This is a genomic window from Mesorhizobium sp. ORS 3428 (assembly GCF_001854785.1).
GTDB lineage: Bacteria > Pseudomonadota > Alphaproteobacteria > Rhizobiales > Rhizobiaceae > Mesorhizobium.
Genome location: NZ_MDFL01000001.1, coordinates 299,278 through 322,499 on the forward strand (window position 1 = coordinate 299,278; position 23,222 = coordinate 322,499).

General features: G+C 63.2%; 21 protein-coding genes. 16 read left to right on the forward strand and 5 right to left on the reverse strand.

The genetic code is table 11. The features are described from left to right. Window positions 1-12 precede the first annotated feature (12 nt). Window positions 13-1,821, reverse strand: a complete 1,809-nt coding sequence (locus ORS3428_RS01335) for an NAD(P)/FAD-dependent oxidoreductase (protein WP_071093991.1) — start codon at window positions 1,819-1,821, stop codon at window positions 13-15. Window positions 1,822-2,349: 528 nt separating this feature from the next. Between ORS3428_RS01335 and ORS3428_RS01340 the strand changes: the two genes are divergently transcribed. The 9 genes from ORS3428_RS01340 to ORS3428_RS01380 all read left to right on the forward strand — a co-directional run bounded on the left by ORS3428_RS01340 (window position 2,350) and on the right by ORS3428_RS01380 (window position 13,218). Then, the gene (locus tag ORS3428_RS01340) at window positions 2,350-4,131 is read left to right on the forward strand and encodes an acetolactate synthase 3 large subunit (protein ID WP_083354950.1); all 1,782 of its coding nucleotides are present in this window, start codon (window positions 2,350-2,352) and stop codon (window positions 4,129-4,131) included. Window positions 4,132-4,208: 77 nt separating this feature from the next. Beyond that, a complete protein-coding gene (gene ilvN, locus ORS3428_RS01345) occupies window positions 4,209-4,781 on the forward strand; it encodes an acetolactate synthase small subunit (protein WP_059185300.1) in 573 nt (190 codons plus the stop codon). A gap of 119 nt (window positions 4,782-4,900) precedes the next feature. After that, window positions 4,901-5,497: a LysE family translocator gene (locus ORS3428_RS01350; protein WP_071094054.1), complete on the forward strand. Its 597-nt coding sequence runs from the start codon at window positions 4,901-4,903 to the stop codon at window positions 5,495-5,497. A gap of 326 nt (window positions 5,498-5,823) precedes the next feature. Beyond that, complete coding sequence (locus tag ORS3428_RS01355) at window positions 5,824-7,098, forward strand: efflux RND transporter periplasmic adaptor subunit (RefSeq protein ID WP_071093992.1); 1,275 nt, start codon at window positions 5,824-5,826, stop codon at window positions 7,096-7,098. Beyond that, the gene (locus ORS3428_RS01360) at window positions 7,095-10,253 is read left to right on the forward strand and encodes an efflux RND transporter permease subunit (protein ID WP_071093993.1); all 3,159 of its coding nucleotides are present in this window, start codon (window positions 7,095-7,097) and stop codon (window positions 10,251-10,253) included. The genes ORS3428_RS01355 and ORS3428_RS01360 overlap by 4 nt, the downstream gene beginning before the upstream one ends. A gap of 64 nt (window positions 10,254-10,317) precedes the next feature. Next, window positions 10,318-10,923 (forward strand): nitrile hydratase subunit alpha, encoded by a 606-nt coding sequence (gene nthA, locus ORS3428_RS01365; RefSeq protein ID WP_071093994.1) that lies wholly within the window; start codon window positions 10,318-10,320, stop codon window positions 10,921-10,923. A 30-nt stretch (window positions 10,924-10,953) separates the two neighbouring features. Then, window positions 10,954-11,613, forward strand: a complete 660-nt coding sequence (nthB, locus tag ORS3428_RS01370) for a nitrile hydratase subunit beta (RefSeq protein WP_071093995.1) — start codon at window positions 10,954-10,956, stop codon at window positions 11,611-11,613. Beyond that, a complete protein-coding gene (locus ORS3428_RS01375; RefSeq protein WP_071093996.1) occupies window positions 11,600-11,950 on the forward strand; it encodes a nitrile hydratase accessory protein in 351 nt (116 codons plus the stop codon). The genes nthB and ORS3428_RS01375 overlap by 14 nt, the downstream gene beginning before the upstream one ends. Window positions 11,951-12,090: 140 nt before the next feature. Further along, entirely contained in the window at window positions 12,091-13,218 is a 1,128-nt protein-coding gene (locus ORS3428_RS01380) for an ATP-dependent DNA helicase (RefSeq protein WP_071093997.1), read from the forward strand. Window position 13,219: 1 nt separating this feature from the next. Here ORS3428_RS01380 and ORS3428_RS01385 read toward each other — a convergent pair whose 3' ends face one another. Next, window positions 13,220-13,597, reverse strand: a complete 378-nt coding sequence (locus ORS3428_RS01385; RefSeq protein ID WP_338011904.1) for an STAS/SEC14 domain-containing protein — start codon at window positions 13,595-13,597, stop codon at window positions 13,220-13,222. Between the two features lie 230 nt (window positions 13,598-13,827). Between ORS3428_RS01385 and ORS3428_RS01390 the strand changes: the two genes are divergently transcribed. The 3 genes from ORS3428_RS01390 to ORS3428_RS01400 all read left to right on the forward strand — a co-directional run bounded on the left by ORS3428_RS01390 (window position 13,828) and on the right by ORS3428_RS01400 (window position 18,643). After that, the gene (locus tag ORS3428_RS01390) at window positions 13,828-14,568 is read left to right on the forward strand and encodes a pyridoxine 5'-phosphate synthase (RefSeq protein WP_071093999.1); all 741 of its coding nucleotides are present in this window, start codon (window positions 13,828-13,830) and stop codon (window positions 14,566-14,568) included. A gap of 93 nt (window positions 14,569-14,661) precedes the next feature. Next, window positions 14,662-16,575 carry a potassium transporter Kup gene (locus ORS3428_RS01395; protein ID WP_071094000.1) on the forward strand — a complete coding sequence of 638 codons (1,914 nt, stop codon included), beginning with the start codon at window positions 14,662-14,664 and terminating at the stop codon, window positions 16,573-16,575. Between the two features lie 148 nt (window positions 16,576-16,723). Then, window positions 16,724-18,643, forward strand: coding sequence for a potassium transporter Kup (locus ORS3428_RS01400; RefSeq protein WP_071094001.1), 1,920 nt, complete (start codon window positions 16,724-16,726; stop codon window positions 18,641-18,643). A gap of 81 nt (window positions 18,644-18,724) precedes the next feature. On the opposite strand, the gene ORS3428_RS01405 is transcribed toward ORS3428_RS01400, so the two are convergent. After that, window positions 18,725-19,444, reverse strand: a complete 720-nt coding sequence (locus ORS3428_RS01405) for a glutathione S-transferase family protein (RefSeq protein ID WP_071094002.1) — start codon at window positions 19,442-19,444, stop codon at window positions 18,725-18,727. Window position 19,445: 1 nt separating this feature from the next. Beyond that, window positions 19,446-19,751 (reverse strand): Rieske (2Fe-2S) protein, encoded by a 306-nt coding sequence (locus ORS3428_RS01410; RefSeq protein WP_071094003.1) that lies wholly within the window; start codon window positions 19,749-19,751, stop codon window positions 19,446-19,448. 98 nt (window positions 19,752-19,849) lie between these two features. Here ORS3428_RS01410 and ORS3428_RS01415 point away from each other — a divergent pair, with 98 nt between their 5' ends. Further along, the gene (locus ORS3428_RS01415; RefSeq protein WP_071094004.1) at window positions 19,850-20,305 is read left to right on the forward strand and encodes a MarR family winged helix-turn-helix transcriptional regulator; all 456 of its coding nucleotides are present in this window, start codon (window positions 19,850-19,852) and stop codon (window positions 20,303-20,305) included. A 20-nt stretch (window positions 20,306-20,325) separates the two neighbouring features. Here ORS3428_RS01415 and ORS3428_RS01420 read toward each other — a convergent pair whose 3' ends face one another. Next, the gene (locus tag ORS3428_RS01420) at window positions 20,326-20,757 is read right to left on the reverse strand and encodes a DUF1772 domain-containing protein (RefSeq protein ID WP_071094055.1); all 432 of its coding nucleotides are present in this window, start codon (window positions 20,755-20,757) and stop codon (window positions 20,326-20,328) included. 126 nt (window positions 20,758-20,883) lie between these two features. Here ORS3428_RS01420 and ORS3428_RS01425 point away from each other — a divergent pair, with 126 nt between their 5' ends. The 3 genes from ORS3428_RS01425 (at window position 20,884) to ORS3428_RS01435 (ending at window position 23,216) form a co-directional block, all read left to right on the forward strand. Next, complete coding sequence (locus ORS3428_RS01425) at window positions 20,884-21,552, forward strand: TetR/AcrR family transcriptional regulator (protein ID WP_071094005.1); 669 nt, start codon at window positions 20,884-20,886, stop codon at window positions 21,550-21,552. 25 nt (window positions 21,553-21,577) lie between these two features. Beyond that, window positions 21,578-22,597, forward strand: coding sequence for a ketol-acid reductoisomerase (gene ilvC / locus ORS3428_RS01430; protein ID WP_071094006.1), 1,020 nt, complete (start codon window positions 21,578-21,580; stop codon window positions 22,595-22,597). A 346-nt stretch (window positions 22,598-22,943) separates the two neighbouring features. Further along, entirely contained in the window at window positions 22,944-23,216 is a 273-nt protein-coding gene (locus ORS3428_RS01435; protein WP_083354951.1) for a hypothetical protein, read from the forward strand. Window positions 23,217-23,222 lie beyond the last annotated feature (6 nt).

Genomic DNA, 23,222 nt, shown 5'->3' on the forward strand with positions numbered 1-23,222 from the left:
GGGTTCATTGCATCAGCTCTTGTGGTAGACCTCCTGCAGTCCATAGACAGGCGTCGGCAAGCCGACCTGCCTGGCTTTCAGCTGCAGCGACAGATACTGCGAGTAGTGGCGCGACTGGTGGAGGTTGCCGCCGTGGAACCACAGCGCTTCCTGCTGCGTCGGCTTCCACATGTTGCGCTGCTCGCCTTCCCACGGGCCGGGATCCTTCGTGGTGTTGGAGCCCAGGCCCCAGACCTTGCCGACCTTGTCGGCGACCTCCTGTGAGATGAGGTCCGCGGCCCAGCCGTTCATAGAGCCATAGCCGGTGGCATAGATCACCAGATCGGCCGGCAATTCCGTGCCGTCGACGAATTTGACGCCGGTTTCGGTGAGTTCCTGCACCGCGGCGCCGGGACCGCTCTTCAGCTTGATCGAGCCGTCGATGACGAGGTCGCAGGCGCCGACGTCGATATAGTAGCCGGAACCGCGGCGCAGGTACTTCATGAAGAGGCCGGAGTCGTCATCGCCCCAGTCGAGCATGAAGCCGGCCTTTTCCAGATCCTCATAGAACTTGGCGTCCCGCTCCTTCATCTGCTGGTAAAGCGGAATCTGGAACTCGTGCAGGATGCGGTAGGGCAGGGAGGCAAAGATCATGTCCGCCTTGCGCGTCGTCATGCCGTTCTCCACCGCCTGCTCCGAATAGAGGGCGCCGAGGCCGATATCCATCAGCGTGTCGGACTTGACGATGTGGGTGGAGGAGCGCTGCACCATGGTCACGTCGGCGCCTGCTTCCCAAAGCGCCGCGCAGATGTCGTGGGCCGAGTTGTTGGAGCCGATGACGACCACCTTCTTGCCGACATATTTGTCCGGACCGGGATGCGTCGAGGAATGCTGCTGCTCGCCCTTGAAGATGWCCCGGCCCTTGTATTTCGGCCAGTWCGCCTTGCCGGACATGYCTGTTGCCAGCACCAGCTGCTTCGGCTTCAGCACGATCTCCTTGCCGTCGCGTTCGACGACGACGGTCCATTGCTTGGCCTTCTCGTCATATCTAGCGGATTTGGCTGTGGTGGAGGACCAGTAGTTCAGCTCCATCACCCTGGTGTACATCTCCAGCCAGTCGCCGATCTTGTCCTTCGGCGAAAAGACCGGCCAGTTCTTCGGAAAGTCGATATAGGGCAGGTGATCGTACCAGACCGGATCGTGCAGGCAGAGCGACTTGTAGCGCTTGCGCCAGGAATCGCCTGGACGCTCGTTCTTCTCCACGATGATGGTCGGCACGCCGACCTGTTTAAGCCTAGCACCGAGCGCGATGCCACCCTGGCCGCCGCCGATGATGACGACATAGGGCTGCCGGGAGTGGCCGAGTTCCGCGATCTCGTCGTCGCGCTCCTCGCGCCATGTCTTGCGGCCCTTGCCATGGCCGTGCTTGGCGCCGAGCGGGCGGGAAAAGCCTGCCTTCTCCTCGTGCCCTTTCAGCTCCGCAATCGTTGTCAGCAGCGTCCAGATCAAGTCGCCCTTGAACCGCACCAGGCCGAAGCCTCGCGCCAGGCCGGTCTCGAAGGTGATCCAGGCGGTGGTGATGCCGCCGTCCTCCGTCGCTTCCTCGCCTTTGGCCACCATCCAGCCGGTCGGCTTGGTGTTGTCGAGCGTCGATTTCAACATATCGCGGATCTGGTCGCGGCCCTCCATCGTCTTCAGGTTCCAGGTGAACGAGACGAGGTCGCGCCAGTAGCAGTCTTCCTGGAAGCAGTTGACGGCGGCTTCGATATCGCCGGCTTCGAGCGCCTCGCCGAACTTGTCGAGCAGCGCCTGCGCCTTGGTGGTGGATGTTCTCTCGAGCATTCTTTTTCTCCTCCGCGTTCTTAGAGTCCGATCAGCGTGGTCGATCAGGATTTTCAGTTGGGTTCCGGCAGGACCCAAACGGGCGTCGAAGCTGGCCGTCGCGACGAGGGTCGCCGGCCATGCGTCCTCCTCGCAGGCAACGTCACCTTTGCTGCATGTCATGCTCCCAAAACCGCTGCAGACGTTTGGGCGACATGCACACCAGCGGCATAGTGGTGCCTCGGCGGCAGGGGCTCAACTGTACTATGGTAGCGCGTGTACTATGGTAGCGGGTCGCAGTGCCGTGCTCGCGGGCGGGCGAATTCGCACTGCACCCCATTGACGAGCCCGCGCTTTGGCCCTTATTGTCCGCGCCCATGAAAACGGCACTCATTCTCGTAGGCTGGCGCGTGGGCAAGGCGGTGTAACCGCCGGGCGAAAACCTCCCATGCGCATCCCACAGGCTCCCTCGGGGGCCTTTTTTATTGCCTCCAATCGAACTAAACGACCAGCAAATCGCCAGACGGCGAACAGTACGGGACCAGACCGATGAGCAACGGACAGAACGAGCGGCGCGAAATGACGGGTGCCGAAATGGTGGTGCAGGCGTTGAAGGACAACGGCGTCAAGCATGTCTTCGGCTATCCGGGCGGCGCGGTTCTTCCGATCTATGACGAGATCTTCCAGCAGGACGAGGTCGAGCACATTCTGGTCAGGCACGAGCAGGGCGCCGGCCACGCGGCCGAGGGCTATGCCCGCTCGACCGGCAAGGCCGGCGTGCTGCTGGTCACGTCCGGTCCCGGCGCCACGAACGCGGTGACGCCGCTGCAGGACGCGCTGATGGATTCCATTCCGCTGGTCTGTCTGACCGGCCAGGTGCCGACCTCGCTGATCGGCTCCGACGCCTTCCAGGAATGCGACACGGTCGGCATCACGCGGCCCTGCACCAAGCACAACTGGCTGGTGAAGGACGTCAACGATCTCGCCGCCACCATCCATGAGGCCTTCCATGTGGCGACCACCGGGCGGCCCGGTCCGGTCGTGGTCGACATTCCGAAGGACGTGCAGTTCGCCAAGGGCATCTATGTGCCGCCGCAGACGGCGCCGCGCACCAGCTACCAGCCGAAGGTCCAGGGCGACCTGGAGAAGGTGAAGGCTGCCGTCGAGCTGATGGCCAGCGCCAAGAGGCCGATCATCTACACCGGCGGCGGCGTGATCAATTCGGGTCCGGAAGCAAGCCACCTGTTGCGCGAACTGGTCGACCTCACCGGCTTCCCGATCACCTCGACGCTGATGGGGCTCGGCGCCTATCCGGCTTCGGGCAAGAACTGGGTCGGCATGCTCGGCATRCACGGCACCTACGAGGCCAACATGGCCATGCATGACTGCGACGTCATGGTCTGCATCGGCGCGCGTTTCKACGACCGCATCACCGGGCGGCTCAACGCTTTCTCGCCCAACTCGAAGAAGATCCACATCGACATCGACCCGTCCTCGATCAACAAGAACGTCCATGCGGACGTGCCGATCCTGGGCGATGTCGGGYGGGTGCTGGAGGATCTGGTGYGGCTGTGGCGGGCGACTGCCAAGGCCGACAAAAAGGCACTCTATCCGTGGTGGGAGCAGATCGCGAAATGGCGGGCGCGGGACTCGCTCGCCTACAAGATGAACAGCGACGTGATCATGCCGCAATATGCGATCCAGCGGCTTTATGCGCTGACCAAGGATATCGACACCTATATCACCACCGAGGTCGGCCAGCACCAGATGTGGGCGGCGCAGCACTATCACTTCGACAAGCCGAACCGGTGGATGACCTCCGGCGGACYGGGAACGATGGGCTACGGCCTGCCGGCGGCACTCGGTGTGCAGATCGCGCATCCCAATGCGCTGGTTATCGACATCGCCGGCGACGCCTCGGTGCAGATGACGATGCAGGAGATGAGCACCGCGGTGCAGTACGAGGCGCCGATCAAGATCTTCATCCTTAACAACCAGTATATGGGCATGGTGCGGCAGTGGCAGCAGCTGCTGCACGGCAACCGGCTGTCGCATTCCTACACCGAGGCCATGCCGGATTTCGTCAAGCTGGCGGAAGCCTATGGCGGACACGGCATACGCTGCGAGAAGCCGGACGAGCTGGACGAYRCGATCCGCGAAATGATCTCGGTGAAGAAGCCGGTGCTGTTCGACTGCCGCGTGGCGACGCTCGCCAACTGCTTCCCGATGATCCCGTCGGGCAAGGCGCATAACGAGATGCTTCTGCCTGACGAGGCGACCGACGAGGCGGTGGCCAACGCCATCGACGCCAAGGGCAGGGAACTGGTGTAGGCGAGGGCAAGAGCCCTCGGCGGAAGCCGTGTGGAAACAGAGTACTAGCGCACAAGTTTGAAATCGAGATTCACGTCATGAACGCACAGCTTCAGCCGACCGGCTCCGCCTATTTCATCGCCAAGGAAACCGAGAAGCCGGAAACGCATACGCTTTCCGTTCTGGTCGATAACGAGCCGGGCGTGCTTGCCCGCGTCATCGGCCTGTTCTCGGGACGCGGCTACAACATCGAGAGCCTGACGGTCTCGGAGACCGAGCACGAGAAGCACCTGTCGCGCATCACCATCGTGACGCGCGGCACGCCGCATGTGCTTGAACARATCAAGCATCAGCTCGAACGCATTGTGCCGGTGCATCGCGTGGTCGACCTCACCGTGCGCTCGCATGAGCTCGGCCAGGAGCGGCCGCTGGAGCGCGAGCTCGCGCTGGTCAAGGTTGCCGGCACCGGCGATGCCCGTGTCGAGGCGCTGAGGCTTGCAGACGCCTTCCGCGCCTCGGTCATCGACGCCAACACCGAGCATTTCATCTTCGAGATCACCGGCAAGGGCTCGAAGCTCGATCAGTTCATCGCCATCATGAAGCCGCTCGGCCTGGTCGAGATCTGCCGCACCGGCGTGGCGGCCATGAACCGCGGCCCGCAAGGCATGTAGGCGCGGGACCGGCGCTCCGGCTGCTTCAATCTTCCCTTCTGGCCCTGCAGCCGCCCGTCCGTGGCGTTTGCGCGTCTGCTAAAAAAGGACAATATGACTGACCTATCCGGGAGGATATGATGTCGGTCAACGCGTTCCTTACTCTGTTGGTCTACGCCTTCGTGACTTCGATCACGCCGGGGCCGAACAACCTCATGCTGCTGGCCTCCGGCGTCAATTTCGGCATCGCCAGGACCGTTCCGCATATGCTGGGCATCAGCATGGGCTTTCTGGTCCTGCTGTTGGCCGTCGGCTTCGGGCTCGGCGCGGTGCTRACGGCATTTCCGGCGCTGCACACGGCGCTGAAAATCGCGGGCGCCGCCTATCTGCTCTACCTTGCCTGGAAGATCGCCATGTCGCGCTCGATGAGCGAAAAGGATGGCGCGGAAGCGCGGCCGATGCGCTTCATCGACGCCGTCGCGTTCCAGTGGGTCAATCCCAAGGCGTGGGTGATGGCGATCACCGCAATGGCCGTCTATACCAACCCGGATCAGCCGTTCGTCTCGGTGGCGCTGATCTCGATCGCCTTCACCACTGTCAACCTGCCCAGCGTTTCCGTATGGGCCGGATTCGGCACGGCGCTGCGCGGCTTCCTGTCGGATCCGGTGCGCCTGAAATGCTTCAACATCGCCATGGGCGTGCTGCTGGCCGCGACGCTCTGGCCGATGCTGCGATGAGGCTCTATTGAGATCCAGGTGAGGCTGGCCTCACCTGGATCTCAATATATCCCCGGGTTCATTTTCGGGTCGATGTAAGGGGCCGGCAATCTTAAAGCGCGACGCACTGATGCATGTCGTTCCCCCAAAACCGCTGCGCACGTTTGGCGACATGGCCGCTGCACAGTTATTGTGCAGTGCACATTAAATCTTCGTAATGCCGCGTTTTGGCCCTTTTCCGCCAAAGGCTTGTTCTATCTACTCGACGAAAATCACGGCGAAAGCCCGTGAATAGAGCTAAAATGGACCACCGGGATCGGCGTGTCGGGTAGAGGGTTGGTTTGTCGATGCGCGGAAAAATCAGCTTTGCAGTCGTTGCGCTGGCCTGCCTTGCGGGTGCCGGCGTTTACCTTTCGCCCGCCGCGATGGGCAGGGTCCAGCAGCTGATCTCGGGCCAGYCGGCAGCTGCGGATGGGACGAACAGCACGGCCAAGGCTTCGGACAATCCAAAAGCGGGCAGTGGCGGGGCGCGCTCGGTCTCGATCGTTTCGGCAGCCGCGACGACGGCCGATTTTCCGATCCGCCGCTACGCCATCGGCTTCGTTTCCTCGCCGGCGGTGGTCAGCGTAAATGCCCGCGTCTCCAGCCAGATCGTGTCGATCACCGTCAAGGACGGGCAGATGGTCAAGGCCGGCGACCTTCTCTTCACACTCGATGACCGCGCGCTGAAGGCGCAGCTTGCCAAGGACCAGGCGACGCTCGCCAAGGACCAGGCCCTGCTCGTCAGTGCGACGGCCGATCTCCAGCGCGCCAAGGACCTCGTCGCCAAGCAGGCCGGCACGCAGCAGACCTACGATCAGGCGCTCGCCGCGCAGAGGTCCGCTGCCGCGACCATAGACGCCGACAAGGCGATGATCGATTCCGACACGGTCCAGCTCAGCTATGCAACGATCACGGCACCGATTTCCGGCAGGCTCGGCGCCGTCAATGTGGCGGTCGGCGATATCGTCACCACGAGCAATGGCAACAGCAGCAACTCGACCCCGCTGGTGACGATCACCCAGATGGATCCGCTGCGGGTCAACTTCACCCTGCCGGAAAGCAATCTGGCGTTGCTCCACAAGGCGCTTGCCAATCCGCAGCAAGGGGCTGTGACCCTGACCAAGGACGGCGACCCGACGCCGATCGGCAAGGGTACGCTCGACTTCGTCGATTCCAGCGTCGACACCGCCTCCGGCACCATCGCCACGCGGGCAAGCATCCCGAATGCGGATCTTTCGCTATGGCCCGGCCAGTATGTGAATGTCGTGCTCGACGCCGGCACGATGCCGCAGATGACGTCGGTCCCGACGGTCGCGGTGCAGCCCAGCCAGAAGGGACCGTTCGTCTATGTCGTCAAGCCTGACAACACGGTGCAGATGCGGCCGGTGCAGGTGGCGCTGACGGAGGGCGAAAACACCGCCATCAGCCAGGGGCTGAAGAGCGGTGAAAAGGTCGTCGTGGAAGGCCAGACGAGGCTGAAGGACGGCGCYGCGATCCACGAAGGCAAGACGGCCAGCAACGGCGATCAGGCTGCTCCCAAGGTCGCGGAAGCCGACAAGGCCGGCGAGGCGCGCCCATGATTTCCGAATTCTGCATACGTAGGCCGGTTGCGACGCTCTTGATGTCGTTCGCCCTCGTTCTGGGCGGCATTTTTGCCTACAAATTCCTGCCGGTGGCGGCGCTGCCGAGCGCCGAATTCCCGGTGGTCAACGTCTCGGCTCAGCTGCCGGGCGCTTCGCCGGAAACCATGGCGACGTCGGTGGCGACACCGCTGATCAAACAGTTCTCCACCATCGCCGGCATAGATTCGATCTCGACCACCAATTCGCTTGGCCAGACCTCGATCGCCATCCAGTTCGTGCTCAATCGCGACATCGACGCCGCCGCGGCCGACGTCCAGGCGGCGATAGCGCGCACGCAGCGGCAATTGCCGCCACAGATGACCTCGCCGCCGAGCTACCGCAAGGTCAATCCCGCCGACGCGCCGATCCTCTTGATGTCGCTGGTCAGCGACACGGTTCCGCTCACCGATCTCGACGCATTCGCCGAAAACGTCATCTCGCCGTCGCTGTCGACGATCAACGGCGTGGCGCAGGTTTTGATCTTCGGCCAGCAGAAATACGCGGTTCGGATCCAGATCGACCCGACGGCGCTTGCGGCGCGCGGCATCTCGATCGATCAACTTCAGGCAGCGATCGCCTCGGCCAACAGCAACACGCCGCTCGGCGTGCTGCAGAACAACAAGCAGCAGCTCACCATCACCTCCAACACCCAGCTGACCAATGCCGCCGGCTTTTCCAACCTGATCATCGCCACCAAGAATGGTCGTCCGGTGCGCCTGGGCGATGTCACTCGCGTCATCGATTCCGTGCAGACCACGACGACCGCGAGCTGGTATGACGGCACGCGCGCCATCATCATGGCTGTGCAGCGCCAGCCCRATGCCAATACGGTCGACGTGGTGGACCACGTGAAGGCGATGCTGCCGTCTTTCCAGGACCAGATGCCGGGAGCGGCCAGCATCAAGCTTCTCAACGACCGCTCCACCTCGATCCGCGCCGCCGTCGATGACGTGCAGTTCACGCTGCTTTTGACCATTGCCCTGGTGGTGATGGTGATCTTCATCTTCCTGCGCCGGGCCACCGCAACGATCATTCCGGCCGTGGCTGTGCCGATCTCGCTGATCGCCACGCTCGGCGCGATGTTCCTGTTCGGCTTCTCCATCGACAACATTTCGCTGATGGGCCTCACGCTGGCGGTCGGCCTCGTCGTCGACGACGCCATCGTCATGCTGGAAAACATCTTCCGGCACATGGAGGAAGATGGGCTGCCGGCCTTCGACGCCGCGCTGAAGGGCGCGCGCGAGATCGGCTTCACCATCATCTCGATCTCGATATCGCTGGTGGCGGTGTTCATACCGGTGCTTTTGATGGGCGGCGTCATAGGCCGCATCTTCAACGAGTTCGCGGTCGTGGTGACGGTCGCCATCCTGGCATCGATGTTCGTGTCGCTGACGCTGACGCCGATGCTGTGCTCGCGGCTGTTGTCGGTGACCAAGGCCGATCGCGAGGCGCATGCCGGTGGCCAGAGGCACGACATCTTCACGCGCGGCTACGACTGGCTGCTGACCTTCTGCCTGCGGCACAGCTTCCTGGTGTTCCTTGTCTTCGTCGGCACCGCCGCCCTGTCGGTCTGGCTGATCCAGGCCTCGCCGAAGGGGTTCTTCCCCCAAGAGGATATCGGCCAGATCTCGGTGACGACCATCGCCCGGCAGGACATTTCCTTCGACGCCATGACGAAGCTGCAAGGCCAGGTGGCGAATGTCTTCTCGCATTCGCCCTATGTGTCGCACGTGGCCTGGTCGGTCGGCAGCGGCAACAATGCGCTGAACCAGGGCCAGCTCTACGTACAGCTGAAGGACAAGAGCCAGCGCCCMAACATCGAGAAGGTRCTTTCAGACTTGAGGCGGCAGCTGGCCGGAGTCGCAGGCATCGAGGCCTATATGCAGCCGGTGCAGAACCTGAGACTTGGTTCGCGGTCCTCCGCCAGTGCCTATCAGCTGGTCGTGCAGGGCCTGGACACCGGCCAGACCGACATCTGGGCGCAGAAACTCAACGACGCCATGGCTGCCGACCACACGATGTTCACCGACGTCACCAGCGACCTGCAGAACAACTCGCTCCAGGCAACGCTGGTCGTCGACCGCGACAAGGCCGCCCAACTCGGCGTCGATACGGGTACGCTGCGGTCCAGTCTCTACGGCGGGTTCGGCACCGAGCAGGTCTCGACCATCTTCGGTTCGGCCGACAGCTACCAGGTCGTGATGGAGCTCGATCCGAAGATCGAGTGGTCGCCCGAGCGGATGCTGGCCATCCAGGTGCGGACGGCGAGCGGCAGCCTGGTGCCGCTCGGCGCCTTCGCCCGCGTCGAGCGCACAGCCGGCGCGCTGACCGTCAACCAGCTCGGCCAGCTCCCGGCGGTGACGATTTCCTACAACCTGCCGCAAGGCGTGGCGCTCGGCGACAGCGTGGCCCGCATCAACCAGCTGAAGGAGCAGATCGGCATGCCGACCTCGATCGGCACGACCTTCGCCGGCACGGCCAAGACCTTCCAGGATTCGCTTGCCAACCAGGGTCTGCTGATCGGCGGCGCGATCCTGACGATCTATATCGTGCTCGGCATGCTCTATGAGAGCTTCATCCATCCGCTGACCATCCTCACCGGCCTGCCGTCGGCGGTGCTGGGCGCTGTGGTGGCGCTGCGCTTCGCCGACATGGATCTCTCGGTGATCGCGGTGATCGGCGTCCTGATGCTGATCGGCATCGTCAAGAAGAACGGCATCATGATGGTCGACGTCGCGCTGGAACTCAGGCGGCAGGGCATGTCGGCGGTGGACTCCATCCACAAGGCCTGCCTGATGCGCTTCCGGCCGRTCATGATGACGACGCTGGCCGCACTGATGGGCACGTTCCCGATYGCCCTCGGCACCGGGGCGAGCGCCGAATTGCGCCAGCCCCTCGGCGTCGCCGTGGTCGGCGGCCTGCTCGCCTCGCAGGCGCTCACCCTGTTCGTCACGCCGGTGATCTATGTCTATTTCGAGCATTTCTCCGGCTGGCTGCTCAGCTTCTCCTCGAAGAAGCGCCGGCCGGAGTTGCATGCGGTCGAGCCTGCTGAACAGCCCTCGCTCTTCGATTCCGAGGAAGAAGCCGAACCGAAGAAGGTGGCGGCCGAATAGGCGCACGGCTCTGGCCCAAGGCGCCGCGCTTGCGAGGGCGTGCAGGCGATCGTAACCTTGTGCCATGTCCCATGATCACGACCACGACAACGAGCTCGATCCATTCGCGGCGCGCGTGCGCGCGCTGGAGACGATCCTCACCGAAAAAGGGCTGATCGATCCGGCGGCCATCGACGTCATCGTCGACACCTACGAGACGAAAATCGGTCCCCGCAATGGCGCCAGGGTGGTGGCCAAGGCGTGGAGCGATCCAGCCTATGCCGAATGGCTGAAGCGCGACGCGACCGCGGCGATCGCCTCGCTCGGCTTCACCGGCCGCCAGGGCGAGCACATGCAGGCCGTCTTCAACACCGAGGAGACGCATAACCTCGTCGTCTGCACGCTCTGCTCCTGCTATCCGTGGTCGGTGCTGGGCCTGCCGCCAGTCTGGTACAAGGCGCCGCCCTACCGCTCGCGGGCGGTGATCGATCCGCGCGGCGTGCTCGAAGAGTTCGGGCTGACGCTGCCGGCTGACAAGAAGATCCGCGTCTGGGATTCGACGGCGGAGCTTCGCTACCTGGTGGTACCGATGCGGCCGAAGGGCACCGAAGGCTGGAGCGAGGAGCAACTCGCCGGCCTGGTCAGCCGCGATGCGATGATCGGCACGGCACTCGCCAAAGAGCCGGAATGAAGGGGGAGCCGGAATGAACGGAGAACCGGCATGAACGGGCCGCAGGATCTYGGCGGGCAGATGGGTTTCGGACCGGTCGCGCCGGAAAAGGACGAGCCTTATTTCCATGCCGAATGGGAGAAGCGCGCGCTCGGCGTGACGCTGACGGCCGGTGCCATGGGAGCCTGGAACATCGACGAGAGCCGGCATGCGCGCGAATCGCTGCATCCGGCCGACTATTATGCCTCGAGCTACTACCAGATCTGGATCAAGGCGCTTGAGACGCTTTTGAAGCGCCACGGCTTCGTGACCGAGCGCGACCTCGCCGCCGGCGAGGCGATCGATCCGGCCACCACACCCAAGAGGGTGTTGAAAGCAGCTGATGTGCCTGCGGTGCTTGCCAAGGGCGGCCCGTGCGACCGGCCGGTTGCCGCACCGGCGCGATTCCGGGCGGGCGATCGCGTGCGGACGCAGAATTTCAATCCCACCGGCCATACGCGCCTGCCGCGCTATGCGCGTGGCAAGAACGGCAGGATCGAGGYCGTGCGCGACGGCTTCGTGTTCCCGGACAGCAATGCGCATGGCAAGGGCGAGAACCCGCAATGGGTCTATACAGTGGTTTTCGACGGGGCGGAAATCTGGGGCGAGGGCGCCGACCCGACGTTGAGCGTGTCGATCGATGCCTGGGAGAGCTATCTTGAGCCGGCATGAGRCCAAACTGCCGGAAGGCTTCGACGATCCGGTGTTCGCCGAACCATGGCAGGCGCAGGCTTTCGCCATGACTGTCGCGCTGCACGACGAGGGGCTGTTTTTGTGGAGCGAATGGGCAGACGCGCTGTCGGCCGAAGTGAAGAAGCCGGACGCGGCAAGCGACGGTCACGACTATTACGAGCACTGGCTGGCGGCGCTGGAAAAGCTGCTCTCGGCAAAGGGCGTCGCCGGCAAGGGCGAGGTCGATGCACTTGCAGCCGCCTGGGAGCGTGCCGCGCGCGCCACCCCGCACGGCAAGCCGATCCTGCTGGAGAACGATCCCGGATCTCCCAGGTAGCATGAACTCAAACAGGCTTGTTCCCTTTACGTTCTGGTTTGCGCCTGATAGCTTGCCGAGCGGGTAGCAAATGAGATCGTCGCCGGCACGCCGGTGACGGAAATCTTGTGTTTCGCTCGAGAATCCGGTCTGTCGCTCCGATGGAATTCTCTCCCCAACAGGATGAGGCTTTGAAGGCGGTCGGCCGCTGGCTGAAGGCGGGCCGGCCGCAGGTCTTTCGTCTGTTCGGCTACGCCGGCACCGGCAAGACGACGCTGGCCCGCTACTTCGCCGAGCATGTCGACGGGCAGGTGCAGTTCGCGGCCTTCACCKGCAAGGCAGCCCAGGTGCTGCGCTCCAAGGGAGCGATCAATGCCCGCACCATCCATTCGCTGATCTACAGGCCGAGGGGCGAGGAGTCGGTCGAGGACGAAGTGACCGGCAAGACTTCGATCTCGCCGACCTTCGCGCTCAACCGGCAAAGCCCGATCGCGCGCGCCAAGCTGGTCGTCATCGACGAATGCTCGATGGTCGACGAGCAGCTCGGCCGCGACCTGATGAGCTTCGGCACGCCGATCCTCGTGCTGGGCGACCCCGCCCAGCTGCCGCCGATCTCGGGCGGCGGCTTCTTCACCGAACACGACCCGGATGTGCTGCTTACCGAAATCCATCGGCAGGCGCAGGACAATCCGATCATCCGGCTGGCGCTCGACGTGCGCGAAGGCCGCGAGTTCATGCATGGCGACTACGGCACGGCGCAGGTGATTGGCAGGGAAGGCGTCACCCAGGATTTGGTTCTGAAGGCGGATCAGGTTCTGGTCGGCACCAATCGCACGCGGCGGCGCTACAACCAGCGCCTGCGCGAATTGAAAGGCTTTAACGCCGACTATCCGCAAGCYGGCGACAAGCTGGTCTGCCTGCGCAACGATCCGGCCAAGGGGCTGCTCAACGGCTCGCTGTGGAAGGTGATGACCTCGTCGCGCGAAACGGTGAAGCCCGGCATCAACCTGCTGGTCTCGCCGGAAGAGGACGATCCCGACCGCGGCGTCGCCAAGATCAAGCTGCTGAAGGCGGCGTTCGAGGATCCGGACGCCGAGATTCCATGGCAGCAGAAGAAGCGCTTCGACGATTTCGACTACGGCTATGCGCTGACGGTGCACAAGGCACAGGGCTCGCAGTGGAACGACGTTGTGCTGTTCGACGAGAGCTGGGCGTTCAAGGAGACCCGGCAGCGCTGGCTCTACACCGCAATCACCCGCGCCGCCGAGCGGCTGACGATCGTGCGCTGATTCAGCGCGGCCTCGCGCCAAGCCATTGCCAGGCAGCGGCTTCGTCATCGCTGTCGAAACGCCTGAAGTCGAACGGCAACGTCCTCGGAAAGAAGCCCACGACAAAAGACGCCCAGCGCGGCTCGCCGATGGCCGCGCAGCGGACGACGTGTCCCAGCGCATCGGCCACGCCCTGCCGGAGCGTTTTTTCCGAGATGTTGGCCCAATCCACGCTTTCCTCGTCGGTCAGCCGCACCAGCACGTCGATTCTCGGGTGCAGGGCATAGGCTGCCTCGAGCAGGCCAAACAGGTTTTCCGCATCCGCCGGCGAGACGTTTCCGACTACGTCGATGGCAAAAAGGGCGTTGYGATTGGTCTCAATGCGGCGAATCGCCGGCACTGCATCGAGGTGATTCACTGGCAAATCCTTGCGCTGGCCATCATCTCGACATCTGGAACACCGGRAACCCTCTATCTGTTCCCCCCAAAGGCGCTATAGATGCGCGCCAACGCAGAGCGGTTCAGCGTTTGACAGAACCGCCGAGCTGCCCTGAGTGTTTGTTCTTACGCAATTCCGGACGGAAATCGCCACGCACTTTTCCTGGAATTGCTCCAACTGGACGCTGGATCATGCCCGCAAAGCTTTCGGTCAACCTCAACRCCGTCGCCATGCTGCGCAACCGCCGCGACCTGCCGTGGCCGAGCGTCACCGGGCTCGGCCGCATCGCGCTTGCCGCCGGCGCACATGGGCTGACGGTCCATCCGCGCCCCGACGAGCGGCATACCAGGCATTCGGACCTGCCGGAGATCAGGGCGCTGATCGATGACGAATTTCCGGACGCCGAATTCAACATCGAAGGCTATCCCACCGATGATTTCCTGGCGCTTGTCGAGAAGAATCAGCCGGAACAGGTGACGCTGGTGCCCGACGACCCGGCGCAAGCGACGTCGGACCATGGCTGGAACTTCGTCGCCCAGGCCGTACTTCTGACACCGATCGTCAAGCGGCTGAAGAAGGGAGGCTTCCGCGTGTCGCTGTTTTCCGACGCCGATCCGGCCGGCGTGAATGCCGCGCGCGATATCGGCGCCGACCGCATCGAGCTTTATACCGGCCCGTATGGCAGTTGCCATTCCGATACCGCCAAGGCGGCGAAGGAATTGGAAAAACTGGGAAAGACCGCTGATGCTGCGCTCGCAGCGGGTCTTCAGGTCAATGCCGGGCATGATCTGACCGTGAACAACCTGCCGGCGCTCGCCCGTCGTATCCCGGCATTAGCCGAAGTATCGATCGGCCAWGGGTTGACAGCCGATGCTCTGGAGTATGGCATGGCCGGCACGGTTGGACGGTTCTTGAAGGCCTGTGGATGGTAGGGCGAGGAAGTCTTGCGTAGCTCCGGCTGCTTTGGCGTGTCCCGCGCGTTGCGGCGACATCGGAGCATAGCGAATTTTGATTGAGTGGGGTCGATGGTGTTAGCCAACGCCAGCAGCGAGGAAACCCTCGAACAATCAAGCCACGCCGAAGCCGAGCGGCAGCACAGCACAAGGGTGCTCATGCTTGGGGCCCTCGGCGTCGTCTACGGCGATATCGGCACCAGCCCGATCTATGCCTTTAGAGAGGCGCTTCATGCGTCTTCGAGGGCTGTCGCGCGTGAGGACGTGCTCGGCGTGCTGTCGCTGATCGTCTGGGCGCTGACGATCATCGTCACGATCAAATATGTCGCCTTCGTGCTGCGGGCGGACAACAAGGGCGAAGGCGGCACCTTGTCCTTGATGTCGCTCGCGCGCAGCGCTTATCCCAGCGGATCAAGGCTCATCCTTGCGATCGGCCTGTGCGGCGCGGCGCTGTTCTTCGGCGATTCGATTATCACCCCGGCGATTTCCGTGCTTTCCGCGGTCGAAGGCCTGGAGGTCGTCACGCCTGCGCTCGATCCCTATGTCGTTCCGATCACCCTGATTATCCTGGCGGTGCTCTTTTCGGTGCAGCGTTTCGGCACGGGCAAGGTGGCGGCCGTATTCGGGCCGGTTACCGGGACGTGGTTTTTGGCGATCGGCGTCGCCGGCCTCTACCACATCGTGGACGATCCGTCGGTCTTTCTGGCGATCAACCCCTATTATGCACTCTATTATCTGGCCACCACGCCGACAGGAGCCTTTGTTACCGTCGGCGCGGTGTTCCTGGCCGTCACCGGCGCCGAGGCCCTCTATGTAGACCTCGGCCATTTCGGCCGCAGGCCGATCGTGCTGGCTTGGTTTTCGGTGGTTTTCCCTTGCCTGCTGCTCAACTATTTCGGGCAGGGCGCCTTCGTGCTCTCCCACGGAGGCAAGCCGGCCAACCCGTTCTTCCAGATGCTGCCCGAATGGGCGCTGATGCCGATGGTGGGCCTGGCAACGGCTGCGACGGTCATCGCCAGCCAGGCGGTCATCTCCGGCGCCTTCTCGCTTACCAGGCAGGCCGTGCAACTCAACCTTCTGCCGCGCATCGARGTGCAGCATACGTCCGAAATGCAAAGCGGCCAGATCTATATGCCGAGGGTCAATCTCCTGGTTGCGCTCGGCGTGATGCTTCTGGTTGTCGGCTTCGGCAGCTCGAGCGCGCTAGCCTCCGCCTACGRCATCTCGGTGACGGGCGAAATGCTGATGACGACCATCCTGCTGTTCGTCGTCATGCGCTCGCTCTGGAAGTGGCAGCTGGCGGTTGCCGTGGCGCTGGCGCTGCTCTTCGRCACGATCGACATGGGCTTCTTCTCGGCGAATGTCGTCAAGATCGTCGAAGGCGGCTGGGTGTCRATCACGGTCGCCTCCATCATGGGGCTGATCATGTGGACCTGGATACGCGGCAGCCGCTACCTCTTCGACAAGACCCGCCGCAACGAGATCCCGCTCGACTTCCTGGCGACGAACCTTTTGAAGAAGAAGCCGCAGCTGGTGTCGGGGACCGCCGTGTTCCTGACCAGCGATCCGCTCAGCGCACCGACGGCGCTGATGCACAGCCTGAAGCACTACAAGGTGCTGCACGAAAAGAACGTCATTCTTTCGGTGGTGACGGCGCCGCAGCCGGTGGTTCCGGACAGCGAGCGGGTGAAGCTGGAGACCGTCAACGACTTGTTCATGCGGGTGACGCTGACCTTCGGCTATATGGAGCAGCCGAACATCCCGCGTGCGCTCGCCATCTGCCGCAAGCAGGGCTGGAAGTTCGACATCATGACGACGTCCTTCTTCCTGTCGCGGCGCTCGCTCAAGGCCTCGCCCAATTCCGGCATGCCGGTCTGGCAGGATCGCTTGTTCATCGGTCTGGCGCGGACAGCGGCTGACGCGACAGAGTATTTCCAGATCCCCACGGGGCGCGTCGTCGAGATCGGCACGCAGGTCGCCATCTGACCCTTTAAGCCGGCATCTTGCACGATAGATTCAATGGGCAGCAGCAGGCCAAGCCCTGCGTTGGCGGCATGGGAGCCCTAACGCAAGGACACTTGATATTGCACTGCAGCAAGCGTAGAGCACCGCGCGTTTTATCGGAGTGTCGTCCATGGCCCTTGCCAATGGTGGTGCTGAGGCAGATGCCGTCGACCAATCGAGCCACGCGGAGATAGAGCAACACAGCACCAAGGTGCTGATGCTCGGCGCGCTCGGTGTGGTCTATGGCGATATCGGAACCAGCCCGATCTACGCGTTCCGCGAGGCGTTGCATGCATCGTCGGGCGGCGATGTGGCCAACCGGGCCGATATTCTCGGCGTCCTGTCGCTGATCATCTGGTCGCTCACCATCACGGTGACCATAAAATACATCATGTTCGTGCTGCGCGCCGACAACCGCGGCGAGGGCGGCGTGCTGTCGCTGATGGCGCTGGCACGCGGCAGCTTTCCGACGCGCTCGGCAATTGTCCTCGGCATCGGCATCGTCGGGGCGTCGCTGTTCTTCGGCGATGCGGTGATCACGCCGGCCATCTCGGTGCTGTCGGCGGTGGAAGGCATGAATGTCGTGACGCCTACCTTCCAGCCTTATGTGGTGCCGCTGACGCTGCTCATCCTCGCCATCCTGTTTGCCGTGCAGCGGTTCGGCACGGRCGGCGTGGGCCTCGTGTTCGGTCCGGTCAYCGCGATATGGTTCCTGGCCATCGGCCTTTCCGGGCTCAAGCACATCATCGCCGACCCCGAGATCCTGTGGGCGATCAGTCCGCACTACATCGTCGCCTTCCTGGTCAATTCGCCCGACGTTTCCTTCGTCACCGTTGGCGCCGTGTTCCTGGCCGTCACCGGCGCCGAGGCGCTTTATGCCGACCTTGGCCATTTCGGCCGCAAGCCGATCGTGCTGGCGTGGCTGGCGATCGTGTTCCCCTGCCTGCTTCTGAACTATGCCGGGCAGGGCGCCTATGTGCTTGCCCAGAACGGCACGGTTGGGCATCCGTTCTTCGAGATGAACGAAGGCTGGGCCCTGATCCCCATGGTGGTGCTGGCGACGGCGGCCACCGTGATCGCCAGCCAGGCGGTGATCTCCGGCGCCTATTCGCTGACGAGGCAGGCCGTGCAGCTCAACATGCTGCCGCGGCTAGCTATCCTGCACACGTCGGAGAAACAGTCCGGCCAGGTTTACATGCCGCGCGTCAACATGCTGCTGGCGCTTGTGGTGATGCTGCTGGTCGTCGGCTTCGGGGCGTCCAGCAGACTGGCCTCTGCCTACGGCATCTCGGTGACCGGCAACATGCTGGTCACGACGACGCTGCTGTTCGTCGTCATGACGCGGATCTGGAAGTGGAACACCTGGGCGGCGGTTGCGCTGACGGCGGTGTTCGCGCTCATAGATATCGGCTTCTTCGCCGCCAACATCGTCAAGGTGTTCGAGGGCGGCTGGGCTTCGCTGGCCGTGGCCTTCGCCATCATCCTCGGCATGTGGACCTGGGTGCGCGGCAGCCGCTACCTCTTCGACAAGACCCGCCGCAACGAGATCCCTCTCGACTTCCTGGCGGCGAACCTTCTGAAGAAGAAGCCGCAGGTGGTGTCCGGAACCGCCGTGTTCCTGACCAGCGATCCGCTCAGCGCGCCGACGGCGCTGATGCACAGCTTGAAGCACTACAAGGTGCTGCACGAACAGAACGTCGTTCTTTCCGTGGTGACCGCGCCGCAGCCGGTGGTTCCGGACAGCGAGCGGGTGAAGATGGAGACGATCAACGAGCTATTCATGCGGGTGACGCTGACCTTCGGCTACATGGAGCAGCCGAACATCCCGCGTGCGCTCGCCATCTGCCGCAAGCAGGGCTGGAAATTCGACATCATGACGACGTCCTTCTTCCTGTCGCGGCGTTCGCTCAAGGCCTCGCCCAATTCCGGCATGCCGATATGGCAGGACAGGCTGTTCATCGGCCTGGCGAAGACGGCGTCGGATGCGACAGAGTATTTCCAGATCCCCACGGGGCGCGTCGTCGAGATCGGTACGCAGGTCGCCATCTGACATTGAAATCGTGCCCTGGCGGAATCCCGCCGGAGCCGCAGTTCTTCGTCGACGAGGTCACCGGAACGGTGATCGACCCGCTCAGGCCGATCGGGCTTGTGGAACTGCAATGGCCTGTAGCCGGATGATCTCGGACAGATAAGATCCCTTCGCCCGCAGGAAGGCGTGCAGGCGCTGCGGATAGTCGGCGCCGACAGCACCCTTCACCGATCGCCGCTTGCTCAAGGCTTCGCGCCAGGCCCGGACGAGAGGCTTGCCATCCAGAATGCCGAAATCGCCGATACGGTCGAAAGTGTCGAAATAGCGGAAGATTGGCCCGTAGACGGCATCGACCAGGGAGAAGCGATCGCCTGCGAACCACGGGCCGATTTGCCTTGCAGAGAGTTCCGCCTCCACACGCGCGAACATTTCCGACAAACCTTTGCGTTCATGGACGAACGCGGCTTCATCAGCGGCGGAATAGAAGCGGCCGATGGCATTGAGGATGGCCGAGCCGAATTCGATCCAGGCGCGATGCCTGGCCCGCGTGAGCGGATCGGCCGGATGYAGCGGATTGGCCTCAGTCTCCTCGAGGAATTCGAGGATGACGGCGGATTCGAAGATGACTTCCTCTTCGCCGCCATGTCGGACCCGAAGCAACGGCACCTTGCCAAGCGGCGAGATGGCCTTGAACCAGTCAGGCTTGCTGGAGAGATCGACATTGACCCGCTCGAACGGCACGCCTTTCTCGGCAAGCGAGATCGCCGCCCGCTGGACGTAGGGGCAAAGGTGATGGCTGACGAGGGTGAGTCTGGCCGTCATCTCACTCGCCCCAGACATAGTTCAGCGCGCCGTCCTCGACGCGGGTCGACAGGAACATCAGGCGCGAGCCCTTTGGCGCCGGCCCTTCGAGGCGCTCGCCGCTTTCCATGTCGAAGCGGGCGCCGTGCCATTGGCAGACGAAGGCGCCGTCCTTGCAATCCAGCGGTCCGCCGAAATGCAGGCAGGCATTGGCGGCGGCGCGGATGCGCTCGCCGCTGCGCCAGACATGGACCTCGCGACCGAAGAAAGGCGCGACGAGGCTGCCTATCTGCGGGATGTCGGCCACTTTACAGATTTCATGTTTCATCGGAGAAACTCCCTGTCGATGCAATTGCATCTATATAGATGCATCTGCATTGATCGTCAAGCTTGATGCAAATGCATCGATCGAATAGGTTTTCGCCTATGATGAAAAAATCCCCTGCACCCGAGGCCGTCAAAGCCTGGGGCCGCCTGATGCGCGTTTCGCGCCAACTGGTCGAGAAGGCCGAGGACGCCTTGAAGGCCGGCGGCCTGCCGCCGCTCGCCTGGTACGACGTGCTGCACGAGCTTGCCGAAGCGGGCGAGGGCGGTTTGCGGCCATTCGAACTGATCGACCGGGTCCTGTTGGCGCAGTACAACGTCTCACGGCTGCTGGCGCGGCTCGAGGCGGACGGCCTGGTGGAAAAGCTGCCTGTCTCGGACGACGGCCGTGGCCAGACAGTGCGCATCACGCCAGCCGGCAGGGAAATGCGCAGGCGCATCTGGGCGGTCTACGGCGCGTCGATCGCCGATCTGATTGGCGACAAGCTTTCCGCCAAGGAGTTGGAGGCGCTGGCCGGTTTGCTCGGGCGGCTGCGCGATCCGCCAATCACAGAATGAAATCCACGGGCTTGCGGGCTTCAGGGCAGATGCGAAGCCCAAAGAAACGCGATCGTCGCCAGCACGCCGAGCGCGACACGAATAAGATGCATTTTGCCCCATTTGACGATCAAAGGCCTCGCCTGCGGATTGTCGGCGCCGACGTCCATCGCTTCCAGCAGACGGTTCGTCGGCATCATCACCAGCAGCGTCCATGGCCAGGGCAGGATGATCGCGATGGCGCCGACCAGATAGCCAATCGTCCCGGTCTGCCACCAGGCAAACAAGCCGAGAGCGCAGGCGACAAGGGCAATCGAGGCCTGCATGCGGGTGCCGCGCTTGTAGGCGGGCTGCCATTGCCGCAGCAACGAGGTATCGTCCAGGCCAAGCCGTGCCGGCTGCTCCGCGACGCTGACATAGACGGCCGCGCCAGTGAAGGCGGCGGCAACAGCCAAGGCAAGCAGACCGGCCAGCATCTTGTCCTYCGTCAGCGCACGCAGCGGAAATAGAGCTTGCATGACCAGCGACAATACGGCATAGAGGCAGAACCGTAACGTACGGTACGCCATCGGGACTGGTGAGCGTTGGCCGAGGGAAGTGTGTTGCACCGCATGTCGGACATCGATGGCAGCGAGGGGCTAACCGAACGGCAGCAGGCCGTTCTGGACGCGGCGCTGCGCCTGCTGGTCGAGGAGGGCGACAACCTGACCATGACCGCGGTGGCGCGGCGGGCAAGCTGCTCCAAAGAAACGCTATACAAATGGTTCGGCGACCGCGACGGACTGCTGACGGCGACAGTGCAGTGGCAGGCCTCGAAGGTGCGCGTGACGCCGGTCGACCGCAAAGGTCTCGACCTTGCTTCGCTGACGGCAAGCCTCGAACGCTTCGCGTCTGACTGGCTGAGGGTGATCTCCAGCGATACATCCATTGCGCTGAATCGTGTGGCGGTCGGCCATGCCGGTTCCGGCAAGGATGATCTTGGCGCTATCGTGTTGCAGAATGGCCGTTTCGCGCTGGCCAGGCGCCTGAAGCCGGTGCTGGAAGCGGGACGCGAGACCGGGCTGCTCGACTTCGACGACGCCGAGACGGCGTTCCGGACCTTTTTCGGGCTGGTCGCCCGCGACGTGCAGATCCGGCTTCTGCTCGGTGACCGGCTGCAATCGACTGAGGCGACGATCGGCGGCGATGCCGCCCGCGCGACGCAGCAGTTTCTCGCTCTGTACGGGTCGAAGACCGGGGGAGCAAACAACCGGCCGCAAGGCCTCTGATCTTCAAAACGGGAAGGAAGACGAAATGCGTGTCTATTACGATCGTGACGCCGATCTCAATCTGATCAAGGGCAAGAAGGTCGCCATCATCGGCTATGGCAGCCAGGGCCGGGCGCATGCGCTCAACCTCAAGGATTCCGGCGTCAAGGAGATCGCCATCGGTCTGAAGGCCGGCTCGGCGACCGCCAAGAAGGTCGAAGCCGACGGGCTCAAGGTGATGAGCGTGGCGGACGCCGCCAAGTGGGCCGACCTGATGATGATGGCGACGCCCGACGAATTGCAGGCCGACATCTACAAGAACGAAATCGCGCCGAACATCCGCGACGGCGCCGCGATCGCCTTCGCGCATGGCCTCAACGTGCATTTCGGCCTGATCGAGCCGAAGGCCACAGTCGACGTCGTCATGATCGCGCCGAAGGGGCCCGGCCACACGGTGCGCGGCGAATACCAGAAGGGCGGCGGTGTGCCGTGCCTGGTCGCCGTCAACCAGGATGCTTCGGGCAATGCGCTCGACCTCGCGCTCTCCTATGCCTGCGGCGTCGGCGGCGGCCGCTCGGGCATAATCGAGACCAACTTCCGCGAGGAATGCGAGACCGACCTGTTTGGCGAGCAGGTGGTGCTGTGYGGCGGCCTGGTCGAACTGATCCGCGCCGGCTTCGAGACGCTGGTGGAAGCCGGCTACGCGCCGGAAATGGCCTATTTCGAGTGCCTGCACGAGGTCAAGCTGATCGTCGACCTGATCTATGAGGGCGGCATCGCCAACATGAACTACTCGATCTCGAACACAGCCGAATGGGGCGAGTACGTCTCGGGTCCGCGCATCATCACCGCCGAGACCAAGGCCGAGATGAAGCGTATCCTGAAGGACATCCAGACCGGCAAGTTCACCTCGGAATGGATGCAGGAGTATCGCGCGGGTCTGTCGCGCTTCAAGGGCATCCGCCGCATGAACGACAGCCACCAGATCGAAGAGGTCGGCGCCAAGCTGCGCGCAATGATGCCGTGGATCGCCAAGAACAAGCTGGTCGACAAGGCGAAGAACTAAGTCGATCCACGTTCGTTCGCCTTGCGCGTCCTCGGGCTTTGCCCTGCGGTCGCGCGGGGTGATCGCCAAGAACAAGCTGGTCGACAAGACGAAGAACTAAGGCGATCCACGTTCGTTCGCCTTGCGCGTCCTCGGGCTTTGCCCTGCGGTCGCGCGGGGTGATCGCAAAGAACCAGCTGGTCGACAAGGCGAAGAACTAAGGTGATCCACGTTCGTTTGCCTTGTGGAATGAAAGCCGGCGGAGCGATCCGCCGGCCTTTTTCACGCCTGCCTGTATCATTCTGATACGACCATGCTGGCACGCAATTCGCTTCGCATCGAGCCAGAAGCGGCGGGAGATCAGTGAATGGAAATGACGGAGAGCGGCGCTGCATTTGCCGGCGAACGTCGGACCGAGCGGCGCAGACGTGTGCTCAGGGGCGCGACGCTGCGTTTCAACGGCGGCTTCGGCGCGGTGGAAGGATTGGTGCGCAACGAATCCGAACATGGGGCGCAACTGAGCTTCGGCGATGCCGTCGGCGTGCCGCCCGGTTTTGAACTGATGGTCAATGGCGCCAGGCGTGGCGCGCTTGTGCGCTGGCGCACGCAGACATCGGTTGGCGTTCAGTTCGTCGATTGAGGAGGG

Excerpts from the sequence above, each read along its gene's own strand:
- ORS3428_RS01415 (WP_071094004.1), top strand. The coding sequence starts at position 19,850 with ATGATGAAAAAATCCCCTGCACCCGAGGCCGTCAAAGCCTGGGGCCGC.
- nthA (WP_071093994.1), top strand. The coding sequence starts at position 10,318 with ATGTCCCATGATCACGACCACGACAACGAGCTCGATCCATTCGCGGCG.
- ORS3428_RS01410 (WP_071094003.1), bottom strand. The coding sequence starts at position 19,751 with ATGAAACATGAAATCTGTAAAGTGGCCGACATCCCGCAGATAGGCAGC.
- ORS3428_RS01435 (WP_083354951.1), top strand. The coding sequence starts at position 22,944 with ATGGAAATGACGGAGAGCGGCGCTGCATTTGCCGGCGAACGTCGGACC.